At 45.3% G+C, this 21,182-nt stretch carries 17 protein-coding genes and 1 pseudogene; 14 read left to right on the top strand and 4 right to left on the bottom strand.

The genetic code is table 11. The features are described 5' to 3' along the window. Positions 1–4: 4 nt before the first annotated feature. The 3 genes from ACQRBJ_RS07670 to ACQRBJ_RS07660 all read right to left on the bottom strand — a co-directional run bounded on the left by ACQRBJ_RS07670 (position 5) and on the right by ACQRBJ_RS07660 (position 3,226). A complete protein-coding gene (locus ACQRBJ_RS07670; protein ID WP_445303277.1) occupies positions 5–2,239 on the bottom strand; it encodes an AAA family ATPase in 2,235 nt (744 codons plus the stop codon). 167 nt (positions 2,240–2,406) lie between these two features. Then, on the bottom strand, positions 2,407–2,709 hold the full coding sequence (locus ACQRBJ_RS07665) for an ATP-dependent Clp protease adaptor ClpS (RefSeq protein WP_153122911.1): 303 nt from the start codon (positions 2,707–2,709) through the stop codon (positions 2,407–2,409). 10 nt (positions 2,710–2,719) lie between these two features. Further along, entirely contained in the window at positions 2,720–3,226 is a 507-nt protein-coding gene (locus ACQRBJ_RS07660; RefSeq protein ID WP_153122913.1) for a flavin reductase family protein, read from the bottom strand. 820 nt (positions 3,227–4,046) lie between these two features. Here ACQRBJ_RS07660 and ACQRBJ_RS07655 point away from each other — a divergent pair. Continuing rightward, the gene (locus tag ACQRBJ_RS07655) at positions 4,047–6,104 is read left to right on the top strand and encodes a TonB-dependent receptor plug domain-containing protein (protein ID WP_445303267.1); all 2,058 of its coding nucleotides are present in this window, start codon (positions 4,047–4,049) and stop codon (positions 6,102–6,104) included. 145 nt (positions 6,105–6,249) lie between these two features. Here ACQRBJ_RS07655 and ACQRBJ_RS07650 read toward each other — a convergent pair whose 3' ends face one another. Continuing rightward, positions 6,250–7,161, bottom strand: coding sequence for a cation diffusion facilitator family transporter (locus ACQRBJ_RS07650; RefSeq protein ID WP_445303266.1), 912 nt, complete (start codon positions 7,159–7,161; stop codon positions 6,250–6,252). 277 nt (positions 7,162–7,438) lie between these two features. Here ACQRBJ_RS07650 and ACQRBJ_RS07645 point away from each other — a divergent pair, with 277 nt between their 5' ends. The 13 genes and pseudogenes from ACQRBJ_RS07645 to ACQRBJ_RS07585 all read left to right on the top strand — a co-directional run bounded on the left by ACQRBJ_RS07645 (position 7,439) and on the right by ACQRBJ_RS07585 (position 21,177). Further along, positions 7,439–8,236: an AraC family transcriptional regulator gene (locus ACQRBJ_RS07645; RefSeq protein WP_287609994.1), complete on the top strand. Its 798-nt coding sequence runs from the start codon at positions 7,439–7,441 to the stop codon at positions 8,234–8,236. A 147-nt stretch (positions 8,237–8,383) separates the two neighbouring features. Then, a complete protein-coding gene (locus ACQRBJ_RS07640; protein WP_287592844.1) occupies positions 8,384–8,755 on the top strand; it encodes a hypothetical protein in 372 nt (123 codons plus the stop codon). Between the two features lie 415 nt (positions 8,756–9,170). Next, positions 9,171–10,511, top strand: coding sequence for an ATP-binding protein (locus ACQRBJ_RS07635; protein WP_445303265.1), 1,341 nt, complete (start codon positions 9,171–9,173; stop codon positions 10,509–10,511). A gap of 194 nt (positions 10,512–10,705) precedes the next feature. After that, positions 10,706–11,953, top strand: a complete 1,248-nt coding sequence (locus ACQRBJ_RS07630; RefSeq protein ID WP_445303264.1) for an ATP-binding protein — start codon at positions 10,706–10,708, stop codon at positions 11,951–11,953. Positions 11,954–12,537: 584 nt separating this feature from the next. After that, entirely contained in the window at positions 12,538–12,981 is a 444-nt protein-coding gene (locus ACQRBJ_RS07625; protein WP_445303263.1) for a DUF1016 N-terminal domain-containing protein, read from the top strand. Positions 12,982–13,042: 61 nt separating this feature from the next. Continuing rightward, on the top strand, positions 13,043–14,269 hold the full coding sequence (locus ACQRBJ_RS07620; protein WP_200756657.1) for a nucleoside recognition domain-containing protein: 1,227 nt from the start codon (positions 13,043–13,045) through the stop codon (positions 14,267–14,269). A 69-nt stretch (positions 14,270–14,338) separates the two neighbouring features. Beyond that, positions 14,339–14,698 carry a four helix bundle protein gene (locus ACQRBJ_RS07615; RefSeq protein ID WP_118201736.1) on the top strand — a complete coding sequence of 120 codons (360 nt, stop codon included), beginning with the start codon at positions 14,339–14,341 and terminating at the stop codon, positions 14,696–14,698. Positions 14,699–14,777: 79 nt separating this feature from the next. Continuing rightward, positions 14,778–16,238: an oligosaccharide flippase family protein gene (locus ACQRBJ_RS07610; protein ID WP_445303262.1), complete on the top strand. Its 1,461-nt coding sequence runs from the start codon at positions 14,778–14,780 to the stop codon at positions 16,236–16,238. 32 nt (positions 16,239–16,270) lie between these two features. Next, positions 16,271–16,519 (top strand): annotated as a pseudogene (locus ACQRBJ_RS07605) (ORF6N domain-containing protein); the annotation flags it as partial. Between the two features lie 357 nt (positions 16,520–16,876). Continuing rightward, positions 16,877–17,416, top strand: coding sequence for a hypothetical protein (locus ACQRBJ_RS07600; RefSeq protein WP_445303261.1), 540 nt, complete (start codon positions 16,877–16,879; stop codon positions 17,414–17,416). A gap of 43 nt (positions 17,417–17,459) precedes the next feature. Then, complete coding sequence (locus tag ACQRBJ_RS07595) at positions 17,460–17,651, top strand: hypothetical protein (protein ID WP_445303260.1); 192 nt, start codon at positions 17,460–17,462, stop codon at positions 17,649–17,651. Continuing rightward, the gene (locus ACQRBJ_RS07590; protein WP_445303259.1) at positions 17,644–18,780 is read left to right on the top strand and encodes a Fic family protein; all 1,137 of its coding nucleotides are present in this window, start codon (positions 17,644–17,646) and stop codon (positions 18,778–18,780) included. Before ACQRBJ_RS07595 ends, ACQRBJ_RS07590 begins: the two co-directional genes overlap by 8 nt. Positions 18,781–19,035: 255 nt before the next feature. Then, positions 19,036–21,177: a S46 family peptidase gene (locus ACQRBJ_RS07585; protein ID WP_294967774.1), complete on the top strand. Its 2,142-nt coding sequence runs from the start codon at positions 19,036–19,038 to the stop codon at positions 21,175–21,177. The last annotated feature ends 5 nt before the right edge of the window (positions 21,178–21,182 follow it).

The following is a 21,182-nucleotide window of genomic DNA, read 5'->3' as shown; positions in this document are numbered from 1 at the left end:
CTTTCTAACAATTAATCACCAATTCCTTACCATCGAAATCTACACAGCCCTTGCCTGCCTTCTTGAGCTTGCCGAAGAGCAGCGCCTTCATCAGGATTGGCTTCAGGCGGTTGCCGATGACACGGTCCATCTCGCGGGCTCCATATTCCTTGGTGAAGCCCCACTCCAGAATCTTCTCTCTTGCCGCATCGGTAAGCGTAATAGAAACTCCCTTTGCTGCCAACTTTGCATCGAGCTGACGAAGCTTCTTGGCAAGAATCAGTTCTGCCATGTGCTTATCCATATCGTTGAACACCACGGTATCGGAAAGTCGGTTGATAAACTCTGGCTTAAAGGTCTTCTTTACCTGAGCCAACATCGCCTCACCACGGGTTACATTGCCACTGAAACCTACATTTGCCTGCGAAGCATACTGCGCTCCGGCATTCGATGTCATCACGAGGATCACGTTGCGGAAGTCTGCCTTCTGCCCCTTGTTGTCGGTCAATCGGGCATAGTCCATCACCTGCAGCAGGATGTTGTAGATGTCGCTATGCGCCTTCTCTATCTCATCAAGCAGGAGTACACAGTTTGGTGTCTTGCGGATGGCATCGGTAAGAAGACCGCCATCTTCATAACCCACGTATCCGGCAGGCGAACCGATGAGCTTAGCCACGGTATGCTTCTCGGTGTATTCACTCATATCGAAGCGCACCAGTTCGATGCCGAGCTCCTTAGCCAGCACACGGACCACCTCGGTTTTACCCACTCCCGTAGGCCCCACGAAGAGCAGCGACGCCATCGGCTTGTCATCATCCACCAGTCCTGCCTTCGCCATCATCACAGCCTCAACCACCTTATCCACAGCCTTGTCCTGACCATAGATCTTGTCGAGTATGCGCTGGCGGAGTGTAGCCAGAGAATTATTGTTTTCATCCTTGATGGCAGCCGCATCTATCTTGCAGACCTTGGTAAGAATCTGCTGGATAATCGCCTTGGTAACGTAAGAACGCTGGCGATATTCCACAGGATGCACCTCCAGATAAGCACCCGCCTCATCCATCAGGTCGATGGCCTTGTCTGGCAGACAGCGGTTGCTGATGTATTTGGCACTGGCACGGACGGCATATTCCAGAGCGTCCTTGCGATAAGTCACGTTGTGGAACTTATTGTATTTATACTGCAAGCCCTCCAATATCTTGATAGCCTCCTCCTCGGTAGGTTCCTTGATATCTATTTGCTGGAAGCGGCGCACGATGCCCTTGCTCTGCGCCATGTAGCGGTTGAACTCCTCGTAGGTGGTAGAGCCGATGAAACGGATGTCGCCTGCCTCCAGATACTGCTTGAGCATATTGGATGCATCAGGTCCACCATCAGAGCCACGACCTGCACCTATCATATTATGAATCTCATCAATATAGATGATGGTGTTGCCTTCCTTGGCGGCTCCCTCCATCACCATCTTGATACGCTTTTCGAAATCGCCACGATACTGGGCGCCGGCAAGCATCTGTCCCATATCCATACCATAGATGCGGGCTCCCTTAAGACGATTAGGAACCTGATTCTCATTGATGAGCTTGGCAAGACCATAAACCAGGGCGGTCTTGCCTACACCCGGTTCACCGATGTGAAGCGGATTATTCTTTTCGGCACGACAGAGCACCTGGATGGTTCTATCCAGTTCCTGCTCTCTGCCGATAAGCGGATTATGCTCCTCCACCTTATCAGAGATACAGGTAACCAGATGATGCCAATCCTGAGGCTGTCGGCTTCTGCCTTCCTCCTCGTCTTCATCATAGTCATTGTCATAATCGTCGTCATCATAGTCGGCGCCTATGCCTATATTAGCCTCCGCAGCCTCGTTTTCCAGCGGATAATAGCTATCCACACTCGCCAGGAACTCGCCCTGCCGGTCGCCCACATTCTTGCACAGCAGGAAGGCGGCTTCTGAATTCTGCAAGCCAAACATTGCCTGTACGAAATGAGGCACGTTCACGAGTTTTCGGTCAGCGGCAGCAGCCAAGGCGCAAGCCGTACCAAACATCGTCTTGAAGAGCGATGAAGGCTCAGGCAGATATTTGATATTTTCAGGCACACGCTCCTGCTTGGCGAGCCATCCCACCAAGTCCTCGTGCATCTTGAAACTATCCACGCCCTCCTCCTGCAAAGCCTGGCAGAAGGCATACTGGCGGAGCAATGACAGGAGCATGTGCTCCGGCATCACAAACTCATGGTCGAAGAACCGAGCCTGCTTCATTGCGTCATCCATCAAGACACTCATATATCGGGTTAATCCCATACTATCCATCTATTCTTTTCCCTTCTTTTTTATGGGGAAAGCGAAAAAAGTAAATATCATTCTAGGAGCTATCGCCCCCAAAAATCACTCTAACTTGCCTTCACTTCCCTCTAAATTCCCATTTATTATTCTGGCATATAAGTGAGCTTCAGGGGATACTTCTGCGTACGGGCTTTCTCCATCGCTTTCTCCACTTTGCTCTTGGCGATGTCATAGCTGTAGGTGCCCACCACGGCTTTCTCTTCGTGATGAACCTTGAGCATGATTGCTTCAGCCTCAGCCTGCGACTTGAAGAAGATGGTTTCGAGGATGTCTACCACGAAGTCCATCGGTGTAAAGTCGTCGTTGAACATCATTACCACGTAACGCCCCGGCTCCTTGAGCCTCGTTTTCTGGCGTTCACGAATTGCTGTCTGTTCTTGAGCCATATTTGAATTATTACTTTGTATAAGCATTGGTAATCTCCACGACATAGACATCGTGGAATCCACCCTTGGCACCATACCACTGCAGCAAGTCCTTGTCGAGGAACTTCTCCGCTGTCATATTGTCCTTATAGAGTTTGCGGCATTCCAGGGTGAGTCGAGACTGTTCGAATGCAATGCTGCCGTTATCGGTCTCTACAGGAGTCAATCCTGTTTCCTTTGCCTTATCGAAATCACGTCCACTCTTAGAACCGCAGAAGTTATATATCTTTCGAGCCTCCTCGCTATTTCCGAGGAAAGAGAGGGTCATGAACTCATTCTCCTCGATGATGCCGTGAGTAAAGCGCTCCGGACGGATAAAAACTACTGCCACCGGCTTGTTCCAAAGCCATCCCAGGCAGCCCCATGAGGCGGTCATCATATTGAATTTCTCCTTATTGCCGGCACAAACCAGCATCCACTCCTTACCTATCGTGTCGAAGATATTATCATTCAGTTCTTTTACGTTGATCTTTTCCATTTTATCTGTTCCTTTCTTTTTATTTACTAATAGTTTTAATGATGAAATCATACAGCATTCAGCAAAAGCCATGCCAAGTCATTGCCGAAGGCTGCTCATATCAGTTGCAAAGATACAAGAATAATCTGAAAAAGCAAATGATTCTCCAAGAAAATCGCAAAATAGATAGGAATAGATTGCATCCTGCTCAAAACAATTGGCATAAAAGCCACTCTCGATTTTACTCTTCACTCTTCACCAAATCGCCGGGAACCCCTGTGTTTATCGGCATTATGGGAGGTGAAGAGTGGTCCTTCACTCTTCACTACTCTTCACCACACTTCACCTGAACAGCGTCCTGACGTTCAGTTTTTTATCTCAGGAGAGCAAAATATTGCCCTTGCCGTGGCAATATTTTGCCCCGACCAGGCACAAAACGAAACGTCGTGACAGAAAAAAATCTCCTACAGGACGATTATTTTTTCCTAGTAAGAGAATCCTCGCATTTAGTGCAGGAACGGACAGAAAGCCCTAAGACTATTAATTCTGAAAGGAAGAAAAATTCAAAAAAGGTGAAGGGTGGTGAAGAGTGGTGAAGAGTGAAGGACCACTCTTCACCTCTCACACCCCCAGTGTTTATCGGCATTTCAGGCGAAAAGGTGAAGAGTGAAGAGTAAAATACAAATTCGCTTGATTTAAATTAAAACTTTACGATGGAAATAAAATAAATCACATTTTGCTTTGTCATTTCAAGGAAAGACATTACCTTTGCACCCCGAATGCCGAAAACCGTGCAGGCTTGCGGCTTCGATTTATTATTCATTTATAAACATTTTATTTAATGTACAAAACAATTTACAACAAGCGCAACAGCTTGAAGTTCAACCGATTCTCTAACAAGAACTACTCACTCTTCGCAGTTTTGGGAAGAGAGGTTCTTGTTGGCGCACTCAGCGTTGCTACGCTGAGCCATGCCAAGGCAGCAGGCGTAAGCACAGAGGGAGCCAAGGTTGATTCTACCCTCTACAAGGGCGGAAAGGCTTACGAGCTGGATGCGGTGAGCGTTACCGGATCTCGTGCGCCGATGACTGTAGAGCAGTCACCTAAGATTGTGTCTGTCATTACCCGCGACGATATTCATCGTGCGGCTGCGCAGACTATCAACGATGTATTGAAATTAGCTACCGGCGTGGATGTCCGTCAGCGTGGTGGCTTTGGTGTTCAGACGGATATCTCCATCAATGGTGGAACCTTCGACCAGATTACCATTCTCCTGAATGGCGTCAACATTTCCAATCCACAGACTGGTCACAATGCTTCTGATTTTCCTGTAGCTCTTGCTGACATCGACCACATCGAAGTGCTCGAGGGGGCAGCATCGCGCGTATTCGGAACTTCAGCCTTTAATGGTGCCATCAATATCGTGACCAAGAAGGCAAAGAATGATGGAGTATCTGCAAGTGTAGAAGGCGGAAGCTTTGGAAGTTTCGGAGCACAGGGGCGTGTGCAGACGGCTTTTGAAACGGGCAAGTGGACTCAGGCTTATTCCGTAAGCGGAGGCTACAAGCGCTCGGATGGCGGCACGGAGAACAGCGACTTCGAGAAGGGACAGGGCTACGGCAATCTCTCGTTCTCTTACGACCAGCGTTTCGACATCATCGCCCAGCTGGGTATTGCTACCCAGAGCTACGGTGCCAACACTTTCTACAGCGCCAAATACAACAACCAATATGAGAAGACAGACCACGGTATGGCTTCGCTCAACCTGAGTCTGCACAACCAGGAGAAGACCTGGGAGATTGCACCTCAATTCTATTATAACAAATTCAAGGATCACTATCAGTTGATTCGTGGAAAGGCTGGAGCTGCAGCAGGCGAGAACTATCACGACCTAGATGTTTATGGTGGTGGTCTGAATGCCAACGTGGCTTGGGCTTTGGGTAAGACCGCAGTGGGCTTCGATATCAGCAAGGAGTGCATCTACTCTACTGCATTGGGCGAGGAACTCGCAGAGAAAGACTATAAGGACATCTCGGGTTCCGACCGTCAATATACCCGAAAGGGTGAGCGCACCAACACCAACATCATGTTGGAGCACAACTTCATCTTCGGCGGCTTCACCTTGTCGGCTGGTATCTTGGCTAACAAGAATACAGGTTTGGACAACGACTTCCGTTTCTATCCTGGTGTAGATATGAGTTATCGTCCTAACGACAACTGGAAGTTCTACGCATCCTGGAACAAGGCTCTGAGAATGCCTACCTACACCGACTTATATATAAGTAATGTGGTGCAGCAGGGCGACATCAACCTGAACCCGGAGAAGAACTCCACCTTCAAGGTAGGAACCCTGTATCGCCAGACTGGTTTTGCCGCAACCGTAAGCGGATTCTACGCACACGGCACCAACATGATTGACTGGGTTCAGACATCCGTGACCGAGCAGAACGACAGCAAGTATCACGTGATGAACATCGGAAAGCTCAACAACATGGGCTACAACGTAGATGCTACTATCTACATGAGAGAGTTGGTACCAAACAGTTTCATCACCCGCATCAAGTTGGGTTATGCTTACATCTATCAGGATCATAAGACCGAGACCAACATTCTGAAATCACTCTATGCATTGGAGTATCTGAAGCACAAGGCTGTATTCGGACTGGATCATCAGATCTGGAACAAGCTTTCAGCATCCTGGAGCGTAAGATGGCAGCAGAGAATGAATGGCTATCATCCATACACCAAGGTGGATTGCAAGCTGATGTGGGACGAGAAAAAATACAATATCTTCGTGAAAGCCGACAACATCACTTGCCACCGCTACTACGACCTCACAGCTGTTAAGCAGCCAGGTTTGTGGATTATGGCAGGAGCCAGCGTAAATCTCGGCCGATAATATAATCAGATAATAATCATCCCAAAAGATGATAAATATCCGAAACACGATTCGGATATCAAATAAAATAACGAGCCTTGATGGAGGTTTCTTCCTACCGTCAAGGCTCGTTTCCTTTTATTCCGGCTATTTCCTTTTATTTCAGTTATTCCGGTTTCTGATATTTTCCGTTCACTTTAATCGGTTCGAGATGGATTCCCACATGGGTATCTGCGCCGAAGTGCTGCTTCAGTTTTGTTTCTATATGAGTAGCATGCTCATGCGCCTCATAAAGCGAGAGAGAACCCGGCATGCGGACATGCATTTCTATCGCAATCTTGTTTCCGATGCGACGGGTACGCAGGTTATGAATCTCTCCAACCCCCTGCTCTTCGTTCGCAATCTTCAGAATTTCATCTTCCTCCATTTCTGGAAGACTGGCATCCGTCAGTTCTTTCACAGACTGCGTCACCAGTCCCCAGGCAGCCTTGATGATGAAGGCACTCACGATGATGGCTGCAAGCGGATCGAGCACCGCCCACTTTTCTCCCAGAATGATGGCGCCACCAATACCGAACATCGTTCCGATACTCGATAAAGCATCGCTGCGATGATGCCAGGCATTTGCCACTACAGCCTCGGAATGATATTTCTTTCCGGCTTTAACCGTAAACTGATAAGCCCACTCCTTCATCACGATACTTACGATGGCAGCAATCAAGGCTACAATGCCCGGCTGCTGGAGTGTCTCGCCGCAGATGGCACGATAGGTCTTGGTAACGCCAGAATAACAGATCATCACACCCACCACGAAGAGCGAAATACCGATGATCGCTGTGGCAAGCGTCTCGTATTTGCCATGCCCATAATCATGGTCCTTATCCTTCGGCTTATTGCTCAGTTTTACGAATACCAGTACCACCACATCGGTGGCAAAATCGGTAAGCGAGTGGATGGCATCCGCTATCATGGCTGCCGAATGTCCGAGGATACCTGCAGCAAACTTCAGCACGAGCAGCACCACATTGATGATGCTTCCCGCTATCGTCACCTTATATACTTCCTTAACTCTATCCATAACTGTTTTTGTATAACGGCTTTCCTTTCAAGCCTCCCTGCTTTTGTATAATTATCTCCCACTTCGTGGAATTAGGGCGCAAAGGTAAGGCAAAATTATGAAAGCGGATAAGAAATGCGATTAAAAAAATATAAAAAGCACCTTATACTTGCTACTTTATCAGCTAAACTTCGTACATTTGCAATTAATTTAATGACCATTACATTATGAAGTTTTACGATAGAAGCCAATGAACAGAGTACCACAACATAAATCAGCGCAATACATAAGGTGTGGAGTGGTCGTAAGAGAGATTGCCCCGCATAGCACGAATCATCCGCCAATCACATACGATCATCAGGACGACTATTACATATTCGGCTTGATCGAGAGCGGGACGGCTTGTGGAATGATTGACTTCAAGGAATTGCATCTGGCACAGAATGACGTTTTTATCGTGCAGCCAGGACAAATGCACAGATTCATTGCAGCAGAAGGCATAAAGGGTTGGCTACTGATGGTTGACTGTTCCTATGTGGACTCTGACGAGAAATGCATCCTTGACCATCTATTGCTTTCTGCATCAGCATTCAAAATAGAAAATACCGAGCGAAATGACTTGTGCGGTCTTGCTTCCATTCTTGCTCATCGCCTCAACAGCAACAAGGGGATGTCTATTGGCATTGGCACCCAACGCATGGCAGAAGCTTTTGTATCTGTTGTAGCTGAACAAGCACAGAAATTCACACTGCAAACAAAGCATAGCCATCGCCACACGGAGATTATGCTGCAACTGCGCAACCTGCTGGCACAACACATTGCGGAAAACCATCAGCCAGCATTCTACGCCTCGCAGCTGAACATTTCCACCGTCTATCTGAATGAAATCGTCAGAAAGCTAACAGGATTGAGTACCTCATCCTATATAAAAAACGAGATTGTGCTACTGGCAAAGCGTATGCTTGCACGCACCGACTTGTCGGTGAAACAGATAGCCAATCAACTCGGTTTTGAGGATTGGGCGTACTTTACACGTCTGTTTACACAGGCTACAAGCATCACCCCAACCGCCTTCCGTAGCAAATACCTTGAATAGAGCAAAAGCTACATCGTTTTATCCAACTTACCTTTCAAAAAAAAGGACTAATTTTGCAGCCAAAAAAGAGATATGGTAAATTGCAAATTTTCAACAAGGCAAGCCCTTAGGCAAAAGCCCAAGGGCAAGGTACGCTCAGGCTGCATCATGGCTTTAACTTTCAGTCTGTCCGTAGTAACTGGTATTGGTTTTCATCTTGCAGGACGTGGAAGCAACCATGAAGCTTGGCACAACTGGGCAGTCAGTCATATTGTATCAACACTTCTCTGGCTGATTGTCGTCGTATTGCACACCAAGCGATATAGAAAGATGTTTATGTCGCTGGCGAAACGAAGAGCCTACAAAAAGTTCTTCCCTACACTTGTCGCATCCACCTTGTTTATCATTACTACAATCACAGGCATCGTATTGCTTTTGTTCATTGAAGGAGCCAATTCAAGTATCGGACTGTGGCATTGGGAATGCGGCATCGCCTTGGCTGTGCTGACACTGGTTCATGCCTTTAGCATAAAGAAATAATAGTCCTTTAAGCTTTAATCAGATACAAGTATGATGAAATCAATTGGAAGAGCCGTTTGATTGGCATTGTGTGACCACGAGGCGTGGGAATATCCACGATGATTCTCCAACGCATCTTTAAGTTTTTCACCAAAGGCTGCTGCAATGTGGGGTAAGCTAAATACTACTTCGCTCCAATAAATAGAAAACAGTTTTACTTTATAGCTTTTATCTTACGCCTACGTACGTAAGATAAAAGTTTGTTTTCACTTTATGAATAGGGAATAATGTGATGACAAAGCGCAAAACTCTCGGATTTTTGTGATAAAACACCTTAAAACAACAGGAATTTTGTGATTTTCAGAGTAAATTCCTTTGGAATTTTGTGATAAAGTTGTATCTTTGCACTCGAATAAGAACTATAAACATATTGATTATGAAGCTTTTGCGCAGAAAGATTGACAATTATCTCAAGGAATGGAAAAGCGATAAGGAGAGAATGCCCCTCATCGTGAAGGGAGCCCGACAAGTAGGAAAGACCGCTTCCATCCTACAATTCGCCCATGACAACTATCAAAATGTGGTTGCCATCAACTTCGTATTGCAACAAAAATACAAGGCAATCTTCGAAGAAGGTTACGAGGTAGACAGCATTATCCGGAACCTCACCCTCATCAATCCTTCTCTCAAGATAGAAGCAGGTAACACACTCATCTTCTTCGACGAGATGCAGGATTGTCCTGCCTGCGCCACCAGTCTGAAAGCCTTCAAGATAGATGGCAGGTACGATGTTATCTGCTCTGGCTCGCTTATGGGTATCAATTATCGCGAGATAGAATCGAACAGCGTGGGATATAAGGAAGACTACACGATGCACTCAATGGATTTCGAGGAATTCCTATGGGCAAAAGGTTATGATTCTGCCTTTATAGAACGCCTTTACGAAAAGATGGTCTCCATCACACCACTTTCTAATATGGAAATGGATATTTTAGAGAGGCTATTCCGTGAATACATGACCATCGGAGGAATGCCTGCCGTAGTCAATATGTTCGTGAGCAACGGAAACTTCAGCGGCACGCTCAAGATACAGCGCCAGCTTCTTCTTGACTATGAGGAAGACATTACGAAATATGCGCAAGGACTCGACAAAGGAAAAATCAAGAACGTGTACGACCATATTTCTGTCTTCCTGGGACAAGACAACAAGAAATTTCAGATAAGCAAGATTGCCCATGGAGCAAGAAACAGAGAATACGTTGGCACCATCGAATGGCTTCGTGATGCAGGTATCATCAACGTTTGCTATTGTCTCGCCCAAGTATCCTTACCTCTGAAAGGCAACTACGACCTGAAATCGTACAAACTCTATTATAAGGACACGGGCTTGCTGGTTGCCTCGCTAGATGAGGAATCGCAAGAAGACATCAGGGTGAACAAGAACTATGGTACCTACAAGGGCGCCATCTACGAAAACATCGTTGGAGACATGCTGGTAAAGCAAGGCTATAATCTTTACTTCTATCGCAACGAGAAATCTACCCTAGAGATGGATTTCTTCATTCGTGATGCCCAGTCGCTCATCCCCGTTGAAGTAAAAGCCATGGATAATGCCACCAAGTCGCTCGCCAAGCTAACAGCACAAGATAGTAAATATCCCGACATCAGATACGGCATCAAGCTCTGCAATAAGAACATCGGTTTCAATGGTAAGTTTTACACCTTCCCCTACTTCCTCACCTTCCTGCTCAAACGATTTGTGAGAAGAGAAAGATAGAAATGCAGAAAAATCCCTCAGAGAGGGATGATTCTGTATTTACCATTATAAGTTAACGAACTTAAAATATCAAGCGGTAACCGTTAATTCTGCGAAAGAAAACTGCGGAAATCCGCAAAAATTCTACATAGAATTAATAAAAGTATTATCTTTGCAAAAGAAAAATGCGGAAATCCGCAAAAATCTTTCCTGTTATGATTGTAAATAGAGACAAATATCTACAAGAGTTGGTTAGTTCACGCCATAATGGACTGGTAAAAATCATTACCGGTATGCGCCGTTGCGGAAAATCCTTTCTGCTGTTTCGTCTCTTCAAGCGTTTCCTTGAAGACGATGGAGTCATGCCCGACCACATCATAGAAATGGCATTCGATGACTATGCATTCAAGGAGTTTCGCAATCCTGACAAGTTTTATAAGTATGTAAAAGAGAAGATTGCTGACGACCAACCTTATTACATTCTGCTTGATGAGGTACAGATGCTTGACGAGTTTGAAGATGTACTAAATGGATTATTACATATTCCCAATGCTGATGTTTATGTGACGGGAAGCAATGCACGCTTCCTATCCAAGGATATAATAACCGAATTTCGTGGACGAGGATACCCAATACACGTTTCACCACTCAGCTTTGCTGAATTTATGACCGTATATGATGGCGACAAGCAGGATGGTTGGAACGAATATTTGCTTTATGGTGGTCTTCCGCCTGTTGTTCTACAAAAGACAGAAGAAGAAAAAGTGAGACTTCTGAACAGCCTCTTGACAGAGACTTACATGATAGAGGTCATCAACAGAAACAAGATAAAGAACGATGCAGAACTCAACGATTTATTCAAGATTCTCGCATCGGGAATTGGCGGACTTACCAATCCGCAACGACTTGCCAATACTTTCCAATCTGTAAAGAATGTCTCTATAAGCTCTGCAACCATCAAGAAATACATCGAATATCTTGCAGATGCGTTCTTGCTTGAGCCATGCAATCGCTATGACGTAAAAGGCCGTAAGTATATCGGAACGCCATTGAAATATTATTTTTCTGACTTAGGCATTCGCAATGCACTTCTCGGCTTTCGCCAACAAGAGAAAACCCATCTGATGGAGAATGCCATCTATAATGAACTTCGCTACCGTGGATATAGTGTGGACATTGGCAACGTAGAAATCAACGGCGTGGACGAAAAAGGAACCAAAGTGAGACGGATGCTTGAAGTTGACTTTGTTTGCAACCAAGGCTACAAACGCTGCTACATCCAGTCGGCTCTCAGTTTGCCAGACAAGGAGAAGACGAAACAAGAACTTGCCTCTTTGCTACGTATAGACGATAGTTTTATGAAGTATGTGATAACAGGCGACCTCATCAAAAAATACCAAAACGATGACGGCATCGTATTTATGGACGTATTTGATTTCTTGTTGGATAAAGATTCTATATGAAAACATAAATAAAAGGAGGGTGTGTCATAAGTTAATGATTCACCCTCTTTTTGTTGGAATATTACTGATATGTTGTTGAAAAACATAGTATATGTTGTTGAGAAAGTTAGTATCTTCGGTCGCACAACAGCTGTTGTGCGCTTGCATAGCAGCTGATATGCGCATGCACAACAAGTGATGTGCATGCGGTGGTCAACTGTTATGCGCCAACTATTATCCAGACTTATGACACCCCCTCTTTTCTAAATAAAGGGATGTGAATTAACACATCCCGAGAGCACCTACCGTTGCTATATTCTGACAATGCATGAAGTTTGCGAAGTTTCAGAAAGTCAAGAACAAAGCGCTAAGTATGCGCCTTTTCCATTATGTCGTGATTCTTACTCAGAATCATCGGCAAATATACGAATAATGTTTGAAAGAACAAAAGTTGTTAGCAAAAAATCCTCATTGAGGGATAAAAATCATCAAATTCCTCCATCTCTGAGGGATTTTTCTGTATTTAACCACGCTATGCGAAATTTTTATTGTACTTTTGCACCCGTGCTTGGAAAAGCAACAAATAAAACAGAAGAGTAAACGATATGGCAGAAAAGAATAGCATACCCCAATTCGTGAATAGCGAATCTATTATGTCGGATAGCAACTATGTGAAGTGGCTCTCCGATTTGAAAGGTCGTATTCGCATCGCCCAACTCAAAGCGGCTATCAAAGTTAATGAAGAGTTGCACAAGCTTTATTGGAGTTTGGGAGAAGACATTTGTAACAAGCAAAAGCTATATAAGTGGGGCACTAATTTTATAAAACAGCTTAGTTTGGACTTGCGTTCTGCATTTCCAAATGTAGAAGGATTTTCTTGGTCAAATCTTTATAAAATACGCAAGTGGTATCTCTTCTATTCTTCGCAAAATGAATTTTTGTACCAAGCTGGTACAAAATTAGAAACCTTAGAAAGTATTAGCGGTCCTATGCCTGCGATTTTGCTTCGTGTACCCTGGAGGCATCAGACTGTCATTGTCTCGAAATGAAAGAGCAATCCGCAAAGAATTCCACTAGCAATAACAACGATTAAGAAAGCATAAACAGAATATGGTTTTAAATTACATTTGGATAGCATTTTTCGTGATTGCGTTCATCTTCGCACTCATCGGATTGGCAATGGGAGATACGACTATCTTCCAGAAGATTGTAGATTCCACCTTCGATTCTTCCAAGAATGCCTTCGAGATTTCTCTCGGACTGACGGGCGTGCTCGCCCTCTGGCTTGGCATCATGAAGATTGGAGAGAAGGCGGGAGTAGTGAATGTGTTGGCCCGAGCACTCAGCCCGGTCTTCACCCGTCTCTTCCCTGATATTCCGAAGAACCATCCGGTGATGGGAAGCATCTTCATGAACATCGCTTCGAATATGCTGGGACTCGATAATGCAGCAACACCTACAGGATTGAAGGCGATGCAGCAGATGCAGGAACTCAATACGAAGAAGGATACGGCAACGAACCCGATGATCATGTTCCTGGTTCTGAACACCTCTGGCCTCACCATCATCCCTACCACCATCCTCGCCTTCCGTGCCTCCTACGGAGCAGCCCAGCCTACGGATGTCTTCATCCCTATCCTGATGGCTACGCTCGTGGCTACGCTTGCCGGAATCATCATCACTTCGCTCTGGCAGCGCATCAACATCCTGCAGCCGGTATTGCTCGCTACTCTGTTGGGAATGTGCGCCTTCGTTGGCATCATCATCTGGGGATTCGGACAGATGGACAAGGATACGATGAACACGGTTACCACCTTGGCTTCTAACATGATTCTCCTGGGCATCATCCTCTGCTTCATCCTGGCGGGATTCTGGAAGAAGGTGAATGTTTATGATGCATTTATCGAGGGAGCGAAGGAAGGTTTTACTACTGCGGTGAAGATTATCCCTTATCTCGTAGCTATCCTTGTGGGCATCGGCGTGTTCCGTGCTTCGGGAGCGATGGATATGGTGATTCAAGGCATTTCATGGTCGGTAGAACAATGCGGCTTGAATGCCGATTTCGTAGGCGCCCTGCCTACCGCCATCATGAAACCGCTGTCGGGAAGTGGTGCACGAGGCATGATGCTGGAGGCGATGAAGAACTATGGTCCTGATTCGTTTGTGGGCAGATTGAGCTGCATCTTCCAGGGTTCCACCGATACCACCTTCTATATTTTGGCAGTATATTTCGGAAGCGTAAGCATCAGGAATACCCGCCACGCCGTGGCTTGCGGCTTGCTCGCCGATTTGGCAGGAGTCATCGCAGCAATCGCTATAGCATACCTTTTCTTTTAAAGGTAAAAAAGTAAAAGGGTAAAAAGGTAAAAAAGACTTATATTATATATTCATCTAAAAAATGAAAATATGGGCAATAATGTCATTTATGAATTAAGTAAAAAGTTTGCCATACGAATAATCAAACTTTATGTTTTCCTCAAAGAAGAGAAACATGAATTCGTTATGTCTAAACAAATATACAGATGTGGTACAAGCATTGGAGCAAACATTGCAGAAAGCACTTATGCTCAAAGTACACCAGATTATATAAGCAAACTTAGCATCTCCCTAAAAGAAGCAAGTGAAACTCAATATTGGCTGGACTTACTTCAAGAAAGCAATTATATAACAACAGAACAATACGAATCAATATCCAATGATGTTAAGACAATCATAGGAACTCTCGTAAATATCATCAATAAATTGAAACAAAAAAATAATCAATAAACAAAAGTAAAAAGCGAAAAGGCAGAGAATCAAGCTTTCTTTTACCTTTTTACCTTTTTACCCTTTTACTTTTAAACATATGGCAAGTTTAAAATCACTAGCAAAGGATACCGCCATCTATGGTTTGAGCAGTATCATCGGCAGATTCCTCAACTATCTGCTTGTACCACTCTATACGGCAAAGATCAGCGCCGCCAGTGGTGGTTATGGTGTCATCACCAACATGTACGCCTATACGGCGTTACTCCTCGTTATCCTGACCTACGGAATGGAGACCACCTTCTTCCGTTTCGTCAATAAGGAGGGAGAAGATGCTCATAAAGTTTATACCACGGTTTTGAGCATGGTGGGCTTCACCTCCTTACTCTTCATCGCCCTGGTATTCCTCTTTATCACGCCTTTGAGCGATGCGATGGGCTACGCCGATCATCCGGCTTATGTCTGGACGATGTTCGTTACCGTGGCTATTGATGCTTTCCAGTGCATCCCATTCGCTTACCTCAGATACAAGAAGCGTCCATTGAAGTTTGCTGCCTTGAAGATGCTTTTCATTATTGGCAACATGACAATGAATATCGCCTACTTCGGTTTTATGGGCGGAAGTGACGTAGAGTATGCTTTTTACATCAATATCATCTGTACCTCTACTATGACCATCTTCTTCTTCAAGGAACTGAAGGAAGGTTTCTCCGGTCCTTACGCCTCTTGGGCTGAGACCAAGGTGCTCATCAAGAAGATGCTTAGCTACAGCTGGCCAATCCTTGTGCTTGGTATTGCAGGTATATTGAACCAGACTGCCGACAAGATTCTCTTCCCTTACATCTATGAGAAGGGAGATGCTCACACCCAGCTCGGAATCTATGGTGCCGCATCGAAGATTGCGATGATCATGGCAATGATTACCCAGGCTTTCCGCTTTGCCTACGAACCTTTCGTGTTTGGCAACGCCAAAGAGAAAGACAATAAAAAGATGTATGCTTCGGCTATGAAGTATTTCGTTATCTTCACCCTCCTGGCTTTCCTTGTAGTGGTAGGATATATGGATTTGCTTCGCCACATCATCGGTCGCGACTACTGGGATGGTTTGAAGGTAGTGCCTATCGTAATGGCTGCCGAAATCATGATGGGAGTATATTTCAACCTCAGTTTCTGGTACAAGCTCATCGACAAGACCATCTGGGGTGCTTACTTCTCGGGCATCGGTTGCCTGGTATTGATTGCCATCAACGTTATCTTCGTACCTATCTATGGTTACATCGCCTGTGCATGGGCTGGTTTCGCTGGATATGGAACAGCCATGCTTCTCTCCTACTTCGTGGGTCAGAAGAAGTATCCTATCAACTATCCGGTGAAGGAGATTATGATTTATGTGGTTCTCGCCCTCATCCTCTTCGCAGGAATGACCGAGGCAAACAAATACTTCTCTACAGCCATCGCTTGCCTCATCAATACGGTACTCATCCTCATCTTCGCCGCCTATCTCGTGAAGAAGGATTTCCCATTGAAGAGTCTGCCGGTGGTGGGTAAGTTCTTTAGATAGTTGTTTAAGGGCTAAAAGCTCAACTAACTAAAGAGGAAATGGCTGAACTGGTCGCAAATTGCGACCGGTTCAATAGTTTGAAGCATTCAACAGTTCACTCATATGCTTTTACAGAACAGGGAGTAGCAATGCTCTATACCATTCTCAGAAGCGAAACGGCTATTCAAGTAAGCATACGTATTATGGATGCGCAAGCTGAAGAAGACGACTGCGTAAGTGAAAGAAGACGTCTGATCAGGTTCAAAGAGATAGAATATGGAGTTCAAGGAGACTGCTTCTAGAAAGTTGTCACTAGGCTCAGCAGCTCTGCTGAGCCTAGTCAGCAGGTCTGCTCACTGCAGTCAGCAAGTCTGCCGAGCCTAGTGACAACACCTTTTAATCGTACAACTATACCCCCTTTAGTTGTACGACTGTACACCTTTAAGTTGTACAACTACACACCCTTCAGTTGTACAACTATAAACCTTTAGACGTACAACAATGAATCCATCGATTGTTCAACTTGACTTTTTCTCCCATTCTATACCTCAAAAACAAGAAATATTCCGAGAATTCTCAAAAAAGTAATCTTCCTTTTCGTTATTCCCTCATAAAAGTATATCTTTGCAACGATTATTCCCTCATAAAAAATAAAGAGCATGAGAAAGATACTACAGGACAAGATCAATATGAACGATATCAACAAGATATGCATCATGACACAAGGTAAGGAGAACGACCACCAGAAGGAAGAACTTTATCAGCTCACCTTTGATGAAAACGACCGTGTATCGTTCAATGCGCTTTGGGCTTTAACCCATTTCGATGAAGCCAACAACCCTTGGCTCTTTCAGAAACATGACGAACTGATAGATAGGGTTCTCGTAGAGAAGAATGAGACCAAGCGACGCCTAATGCTCCATCTTCTTCTCCGTCAGCCTTTCGAGGAAGAATCACTCCGTTCTGATTTCATCGATTTCTGCATCGCCAAGATTACAGCCTGTTCACAACCCTACGCCATCCGCAGCTACTGCATGAAACTCGCCTACGAGCAGATGAAGTACTATCCCGAACTCCTCGAAGAGTTAAGAATGGCTCTGGATATGCTGGATCAGGAGGTTCTTTCCCCAGGAATGTTATCGGCAAAAAGGCAAATTATGAAGAAAATCAAGCGAAGCCTTGGAAAATTCGGGAAATAGTCGTAACTTTGCAAACGTAATATTCTAACAATATAATACATAAATGGATGGAGATACAACTGAACGATTATCACAAAAAAGTCAATGCCCAGAAGATGGCTTCAATGGCTTATTGGCGAGAGCATCCGCTTTCGCTGGAGGAGTGCTTAGCTCAATTCAAGCGCTTGCGGGAACAACGGCTTGCAAGGGAGTCAAAATCGCAAAGTTAAATATCAAGCATTACATCTATGAATAAAGATAATATCAACGAGTTCGCATCCTTCGATGAATATCTTCGACAAGGAGAGCCTTTGCAGAAGGAAAGGGCCGAGAACTGGAAGACGGCTATCGGATTGCAGGCTGTAGATGGGCTGCAACCGTCGGCGTATCTCATAGATGTGGCTAAACGAAACATCGAAGGGGAAATCTCTCTGGATGAAACCAGAAAACTGATTGACTCTTACTATCAGAGCAAGACGGTCCGTACACCTAAGGACGAAGACGAGGAAGAGGCAGATAAGGTTTCAGCCAACATCGCAAAGATTCTCGCCAGCAAGACCTTTGCCTTCAATACAAACGGTTATGTCTCCCTGCATCGAAGAATATTCGAGGGAATATTCAAGCACGCAGGAGAAATCCGCCAATACGATATTTCCAAGAAAGAAAGGGTGCTCGAAGGAGATTCCGTAAACTACCTGAATTGGGAAGACTTACGAAGAGCCTTGGATTGGGATATTGAACAGGAGAAGAACTTCTCATATAAAGGTCTGACGGATGATGAGAAGATTGAGCATATTGCCAAATTCATTTCAGGCATCTGGCAAATCCATGCTTTCAGAGAGGGAAACACCCGAACCACGGCGATTTTCACCATCCAATATCTCCGTTCGTTAGGATATGAAGTGAACAACGAAATGTTTGCCAAGCATTCCTGGTATTTCCGCAATGCCCTGGTTCGTGCCAATTATCGCAATATCAATAAAGATATAGAGTACTCTCCTATCTACCTTGTTCGTTTCTTCAGAAACTTGCTGCTAGGCGAAAGTTGGGTTCTCAAAAACAGATACTTGCATATAAATCCTACAGATGAATGGAAGGTACAGCCAAGACTTGCTACCCCACAAGTACCCCATACGCCTCATCAAAAGGTGGACAGAAAAGGTGGACAGAAAACAGAAAAGGTGGGCAGAAAAGGTGGACAGAAAACCAAAGACTCTATCCTTTCCCTTATCGCATCCGACCCATTTGTCACCACCAATGAGATGAGTAAACGATTGGAAATCAACCGAAGTGCCATCTCTAAACATATAAAGAAACTGAAAGAAGATCACATAATAGAACGAATAGGACCAGACAAAGGAGGGAAATGGATCATCAAAAAATAAGAAACACTTTTTTTATGGCGCAAAGATAGCACTATTTTTTCACTTATACAAGAAAAAACCGCTGCTTTTGTAATCTTTTTCATGTATAAGTGAAAAAACATTGTATTTTTATCGAATTTTTCTAGTATAAGTGAAAGAAATAACTCTAAAAAGGAAACTTTGATGGAATTTTTCGCTTTTTTCTGTTCTACTTGATGTTATCTCGCAGAAAAATCGTAACTTTGCAAATCATATAACAACAACACAAAGAATAAAATGAAGAAAAAAGCAACGGTCCTTATCGCCTCTATCATGGCGTTCTGCGGAATCAATACCGCACACGCTGACGAGGGAATGTGGACGATTTACAACTTGCCAAACGCTGTGTATGAGATGATGCAGCGCGAAGGCTTCAGTATGACTTACGACCAGCTCTACAACGGCGAGAACGCCTTGAAGAATGCTGTGGTTAACTTCTCTGGCTATTGCTCAGGCGTAGTCGTTTCTCCAGACGGTTTGGTATTTACCAACCACCATTGCGGTTTCGAGGCTATCAGAAGCCACTCTACCGTAGAGCACGACTATATGCTCAACGGTTTCTTTGCTAAATCTTACGCAGAGGAATTGCCTAACGAGAATATGTTCGTCAGCTTTATGGTTGAACAGAAAGATGTAACCGATAAGGTGATGAGCCTCGGATACGAGAAACTCGACAACAAGAAGCGTGATGAACTCATCGATTCTCTGGAGAACGAGATGACTACGGAGGTGAAGAAGAACGATTCTACCCTTCATATCACCGTTCAGCCATTCTACGAGGGCAACAAGTGGTACGCTACTACCTATCGCGACTTCACCGACCTGCGTCTGGTTTTCACCGTGCCAAAGTCTATGGGTAAGTTTGGTGGCGATACAGACAACTGGATGTGGCCTCGCCAGACCTGCGACTTCTCTGTATTCCGCATCTATGCCGACCCTAAGACCAACGGTCCTGCTGCCTACAGCAAGGACAATGTGCCTTATCATCCAAAGCGTTGGGCACAGGTTTCTCTCCAGGGTTATAAGGATGGCGACTATGCGATGACCATGGGTTACCCAGGCAGCACAGAGCGCTATCTTTCAAGCTACGGAATCCAGACCATGCGCGATGCTGAGAATGCTCCTCGTGCCCAGGTTCGTGGCGTAAAGCAGGAGGTGATGCAGAAGCACATGCGTGCCGACGAGGCTGTACGCATCAAGTATGACAGCAAGTACGCCCAGAGCTCCAACTACTGGAAGAATGCCATCGGTATGAACAAGTGTATCGACTCTATCGGCATCGTGAATCTGAAGCGTGAGTACGAAACCCGTCTCCGTGCTTGGCAGGATACAGCCAAGGCAGCCAACGACCTCGCCCACAAGGTAGATTTCGACAAGCTCGCCAAGCTCTACAAGGAGAGCGCAGACGTGAAGTATGCCTGGACCAACTTCTCTGAATCTTTCACAAGAAGAAGCAACATCGAGTTCTCTACCCGTGCCATCAAGCTCCAGACCAACATGGAGGTGAAGGGTCCTGAGAAGAACAAGAAGAAGCAGTATCATGAGTTTGAAGATAACTCTGCAGAATGGGATATGGCGCTCGATAAGGAGGTGCTCGCTACCCTCTTGAAGAACTACAAGGAGCACGTAGACAGCAAGTGGTTGCCTAAGTTCTACAAGACCATCGACGCTGAGTTTGGCGGCAACTACGCCAAGTATGTGGATTATCTCTGGGAGAAGTCGCTCATCATGAAGAAGGGTGCTAAGCTCTACTTCAACAAGAAGGGATATGAGAAGGATCCAGGCGTCATCTTCGGTATGGATCTGAACGATGTATATGGTGATTTCGCTGCTCAGATGGGCAGCATCAACGATAGCATCGCCGAGCAGGAGAAGTATCTCTGTGCTGCCAAGCTCCGTATGGAGGAAGACATGCCTCACTACAGCGACGCCAACTTCACCATGCGATTGAGCTATGGTCAGGTAGGCGGTTTCGACCTCGGTGGCAAGCCATCAGGCTATTATACCACAGCCGAGAGTATCGTTGAGAAGATGAAGCAGGGCGATAAGATAATCGATTACTACGCTGAGCCTATCATGCACGAGCTTCTCTCTGAGAAGGATTTCGGCAAGTATCAGGACAAGACGACTGGCAAGATGCAGCTCTGCTTCCTCACCAACAACGATATTACCGGTGGTAATTCTGGTAGCCCTATGTTCAATGGTAAGGGTGAGTTGATTGGTCTTGCCTTCGATGGCAACTGGGACAGCCTCAGCTCTGACATCAACTTCGACAAGCGCCTGGCTCGCTGCATTGGTGTGGATATTCGCTACGTGCTCTACCTGATGGATAAGTGGGGACACGCAGACCGCCTCTTGAAGGAGATCAATGCGAAGTAAATCCT

Source organism: Prevotella sp. SGI.167, assembly GCF_050313615.1.
In the GTDB taxonomy this organism is placed as follows: Bacteria; Bacteroidota; Bacteroidia; order Bacteroidales; family Bacteroidaceae; genus Prevotella.
Note: the sequence above shows the minus strand (reverse complement) of the source record. Positions and strands in the feature narration are given on the sequence as shown.

Excerpts from the sequence above, each read along its gene's own strand:
- ACQRBJ_RS07670 (WP_445303277.1), bottom strand. The coding sequence starts at position 2,239 with ATGAAGCAGGCTCGGTTCTTCGACCATGAGTTTGTGATGCCGGAGCAC.
- ACQRBJ_RS07665 (WP_153122911.1), bottom strand. The coding sequence starts at position 2,709 with ATGGCTCAAGAACAGACAGCAATTCGTGAACGCCAGAAAACGAGGCTC.
- ACQRBJ_RS07660 (WP_153122913.1), bottom strand. The coding sequence starts at position 3,226 with ATGGAAAAGATCAACGTAAAAGAACTGAATGATAATATCTTCGACACG.
- ACQRBJ_RS07655 (WP_445303267.1), top strand. The coding sequence starts at position 4,047 with ATGTACAAAACAATTTACAACAAGCGCAACAGCTTGAAGTTCAACCGA.
- ACQRBJ_RS07650 (WP_445303266.1), bottom strand. The coding sequence starts at position 7,161 with ATGGATAGAGTTAAGGAAGTATATAAGGTGACGATAGCGGGAAGCATC.
- ACQRBJ_RS07640 (WP_287592844.1), top strand. The coding sequence starts at position 8,384 with ATGGCTTTAACTTTCAGTCTGTCCGTAGTAACTGGTATTGGTTTTCAT.
- ACQRBJ_RS07635 (WP_445303265.1), top strand. The coding sequence starts at position 9,171 with ATGAAGCTTTTGCGCAGAAAGATTGACAATTATCTCAAGGAATGGAAA.
- ACQRBJ_RS07630 (WP_445303264.1), top strand. The coding sequence starts at position 10,706 with ATGATTGTAAATAGAGACAAATATCTACAAGAGTTGGTTAGTTCACGC.
- ACQRBJ_RS07625 (WP_445303263.1), top strand. The coding sequence starts at position 12,538 with ATGGCAGAAAAGAATAGCATACCCCAATTCGTGAATAGCGAATCTATT.
- ACQRBJ_RS07620 (WP_200756657.1), top strand. The coding sequence starts at position 13,043 with ATGGTTTTAAATTACATTTGGATAGCATTTTTCGTGATTGCGTTCATC.
- ACQRBJ_RS07615 (WP_118201736.1), top strand. The coding sequence starts at position 14,339 with ATGGGCAATAATGTCATTTATGAATTAAGTAAAAAGTTTGCCATACGA.
- ACQRBJ_RS07610 (WP_445303262.1), top strand. The coding sequence starts at position 14,778 with ATGGCAAGTTTAAAATCACTAGCAAAGGATACCGCCATCTATGGTTTG.
- ACQRBJ_RS07600 (WP_445303261.1), top strand. The coding sequence starts at position 16,877 with ATGAGAAAGATACTACAGGACAAGATCAATATGAACGATATCAACAAG.
- ACQRBJ_RS07595 (WP_445303260.1), top strand. The coding sequence starts at position 17,460 with ATGGATGGAGATACAACTGAACGATTATCACAAAAAAGTCAATGCCCA.
- ACQRBJ_RS07590 (WP_445303259.1), top strand. The coding sequence starts at position 17,644 with ATGAATAAAGATAATATCAACGAGTTCGCATCCTTCGATGAATATCTT.
- ACQRBJ_RS07585 (WP_294967774.1), top strand. The coding sequence starts at position 19,036 with ATGAAGAAAAAAGCAACGGTCCTTATCGCCTCTATCATGGCGTTCTGC.